We start from the raw sequence: 3,223 nt of genomic DNA on the forward strand, positions 1-3,223 counted from the left end.
AGGGAGATTTGGACAAGGTAGGCGGAGACCTTTCCGCATTGGAAGGAAAAGAATACTTCTTCGAGTTCTTTGATCCCACAGATAAGCTTGGCGCTGACCTCCCCAACCCCAAGTCTCACGTAGCCTATGCCTTTGCAACCAATCTGGTACTCTTGGATGAGCAGGGACAGGTAACGGATGTGTATGCTGCCCATGACTCCGGAAAGGTTGTAAATCCGGTTGCGATTCAAGGACAGATTGAAGGTGGAGTATTAATGGGAATGGGCTATGCCTTAACTGAGGACTTCCCCTTAAAGGATTGCGTACCCACTGCTAAGCTTGGAACCCTGGGACTGCTTCGTGCAAACCAGATTCCGAATATTCACGCCATCTATGTAGAAAGAGATACTCCTATCCCATTTGCATACGGCGCTAAGGGTATCGGAGAGATTGCCAGCATTCCTATTGCTCCGGCCATTGCCAATGCTTATTATGCCTTTGACCATGAGTTCAGAACCAAGCTTCCTATGGACAATACATTCTATAGAAAGAAGAAGGCATAACCCGGAATAGCAAAAATATAAGCTCATGAAGAAGGGACTATAAAAATCAAAAAAAATAGATTTTCGGCAATATAGGTCTAAATGAGGGGGTAGTCTGAGCCCGTCGGTACTTGCGAAAAACAAGCAAAACGCAGTTTTTCGCTTAGTATCCGCTACGAGGCGAAGCTAGCGAGAGCGTGCCCCAAATTTAGACCTATATTGCTTAGAAAACTATTTTGATTTTTACAGTCCCTTCTTATAATTAAAGGAAAACCCCGAGGTTAGGGAAAAAACCTGGATTATGGGAAAAAGCTTCCGAATAACGGTAGAAATAAAATTAATTTTTTGTTAAAATAAGAGCATTATGAATCTTACCGCAATGCCAAAGGAGTAAAAATGGATAAGGAAGCATTGAAGAAAAGAATATTTGCAGAAGGAGAGAAGGCTAAGGGCGGTGTAAACCGCTTTCTGGAGGAAGAAAAGCAGGAGCTGTCGCATGAACCGGAACGGAAGGTAGAACAGCCACAAGCTATCCTTCAGAAGTCGGAAAAATCCGGCCTTTCCTTTAAAGCGCGAAAAGCCAGAAGGTGCAGATTTTTTAAGACAGCAAAGGAAAAAACAGAGGCATTTATCGAAAAAGCCGCCGCTCATGCAGAGGAAAGAGGCGTAAGAGGGCTTCCGGAAAGAAAGTTTATTGCGCTAAAGAAGAGAAAGAAGGTGTTGCATGCCTTTGTCATTCCCTGCTATGGAGAATCCTCTTATCTGGAAGCATGCATTCAATCTCTTTTAAAGCAAAAAAATCCATCTCCTATTTATCTTTGCACCGCAACTCCCAATGCATTTTTAAAGAGGATTTCCAGAGAATATCGTTTGCCCTTATTTGTTCGAAACGGAGAGCCCTCTTTGGCAAGGGATTGGAATTTTGCTTTAGAGGTAGGCAGAAAGAGAGCAAAACTGGTGACCATTGCCCATCAGGACGATTTGTATCATGAAGATTACACTAAGGCTGTGGAGCATGCCTATTCCCTCTATCCGGATGCCAGCTTGATTTTTACTGCGGTGCAGGACATTGACGGTATGGGACAGAAGCTGCCGAATGTTGCCGAGAAAGTGAAAAGAATCCTACGACTTCCCTATCATTTTACCCATCATACGGAAAAGAGCCTCTGGAAAAAGCTTCCTCTGCTTTTTGGCAACAGCATCTCCTGCCCCAGCTGTACCTATGTGACAGCACATTGCAGAAGATTATTATTCAAAAATGACTATCGTTTTATTACGGATTGGGATGCCTTCCTGCATTTGGCGGAAAAAGAGGGGCGTTTCCTCTATATCAAGAAGGCTTTGCTTTCCTATCGAAGACACGAAGAGGCGGAAACCAGAAAGCAAATGAAGAACAAAAACCGCCTAAAGGAAGAAAAGGAACAATTCCGGAAGCTTCACGGCAAGTTTTTGGGAGGTCTTTTGGCGAAGGTTTACAGCCTGTCCGGAAAATGGGCGTAGTTTCCTTTAGGCCAAGCTGAGGCTTCGTTTCATAGCTTGTCTTTGTAAGAGGAGGGACACCAGTACGCAGGACAGCAATTTATCCACCAAGTTTCCACTAACAGCCCCTAGATAAACTGAAGTAAAGAGCTCTTGACCGGATTGCTTTAAGGCCATAATCACCAAGTCTGTTCCGGAACCGGTCAGTCCTCCGAAGAGGAAGATACGAATGGGAGCTCCAACCATTGGGCATAAAATGGCTAAAAGCAGTCCTGCAAGGATTGCCTTGGGAAGGCTGAAGCCCTTCTTTCCGGCTTTACTGATCAGGGCTACCACCACTGCAACCACTACATTGACCAAGGCAAAGGGGATTGCGCTGGGGCTTGCCGTAAAGCCCATCAAAAGGTTGGTGGCCACACCGGTAAGAACGCCATAGCCCATACCGTAGCATGCCGCAATGAAAATGGTGCCGATGGTATCCATAAAAAGAAGGGGTATCTTTAGCATGCTGACAAAATCTCCAAAGACCACATTTACCACCACCGCCAGAGCACAAAATAATAGAATCTTCGTATTCTTATTCAACTTGTTCATTGCAATTCTCCTTTATTGAATTCCTGCTGTATCACTTACCGTACAGAACACATTTTTTCGTTTTTTTATAGTAGATTTTTCTTACTGCATTTCTTGAGCTTTTTTCATCTTTTTCACTTAAGATTCAAGCTTTTCTTCTATGAAGGCAGTAAAGCGAGCTTTATATTCTTCCCATTTTTCGTCCTTCTCTTCTTCATCGTAAAAGACAGGTACTTCGAAACAGGCCTGTGTCCAGTTTCTTCTTTCCATTTCTTCCATGTATTTTTCCATTAGAACTCCTGGGGGAGAGGAAAGAGAACAGCTTGGGCTTTCCTGAATTCCTAAAACTCCAATATAACTATAGCCATTTTTCTGATACTCCTCCAACTGCCAAAAAACGGACTCTAAAATTCTCCGACAATGCTCGGTATAGCCTTCCGTCTTCTTATACTCAGCCTTATTCATTGAAGGACGATTGCTTCCCAGATACAAGAATTCCGGACAGGGAAGCTGAATTATGCCTATTCCCCTCTTTAGAATTTCTTCGACCAGGGGAAAGGCGCCTTTTGCACGCTCCAAGCCATGCACCACAGCATTTTGATTCAAAACACAGTGACTGACTACAATGATTTTCTTTGATGGATAAATAG

4 protein-coding genes are annotated in these 3,223 nt (G+C 43.7%); 2 read left to right on the forward strand and 2 right to left on the reverse strand.

Annotated elements, in window-relative coordinates; all coding sequences use genetic code 11:
• Together RYO92_RS11100 and RYO92_RS11105 are read left to right on the forward strand one after the other, a co-directional pair.
• The coding region (locus tag RYO92_RS11100) for a molybdopterin cofactor-binding domain-containing protein (RefSeq protein WP_315370418.1) at positions 1-542 on the forward strand (542 nt) is incomplete at its 5' end.
• A gap of 375 nt (positions 543-917) precedes the next feature.
• Positions 918-2,021 (forward strand): glycosyltransferase family 2 protein, encoded by a 1,104-nt coding sequence (locus RYO92_RS11105; protein WP_183683921.1) that lies wholly within the window; start codon positions 918-920, stop codon positions 2,019-2,021.
• 6 nt (positions 2,022-2,027) lie between these two features.
• Here RYO92_RS11105 and RYO92_RS11110 read toward each other — a convergent pair whose 3' ends face one another.
• Both RYO92_RS11110 and RYO92_RS11115 read right to left on the reverse strand, forming a co-directional pair.
• A complete protein-coding gene (locus RYO92_RS11110) occupies positions 2,028-2,594 on the reverse strand; it encodes a CD3073 family putative ECF transporter S component (RefSeq protein ID WP_007157735.1) in 567 nt (188 codons plus the stop codon).
• A gap of 117 nt (positions 2,595-2,711) precedes the next feature.
• Positions 2,712-3,223, reverse strand: a 512-nt coding sequence (locus tag RYO92_RS11115; RefSeq protein WP_315370419.1) for a CD3072 family TudS-related putative desulfidase, incomplete at its 5' end; no start/stop codon positions are given.

It is taken from the genome of Oribacterium sinus (assembly GCF_963553175.1).
Lineage (GTDB): Bacteria > Bacillota > Clostridia > Lachnospirales > Lachnospiraceae > Oribacterium > Oribacterium sinus_B.

Coding starts and splice junctions, on each gene's coding strand:
- RYO92_RS11105 (WP_183683921.1), top strand. CDS start 918: ATGGATAAGGAAGCATTGAAGAAAAGAATATTTGCAGAAGGAGAGAAG.
- RYO92_RS11110 (WP_007157735.1), bottom strand. CDS start 2,594: ATGAACAAGTTGAATAAGAATACGAAGATTCTATTATTTTGTGCTCTG.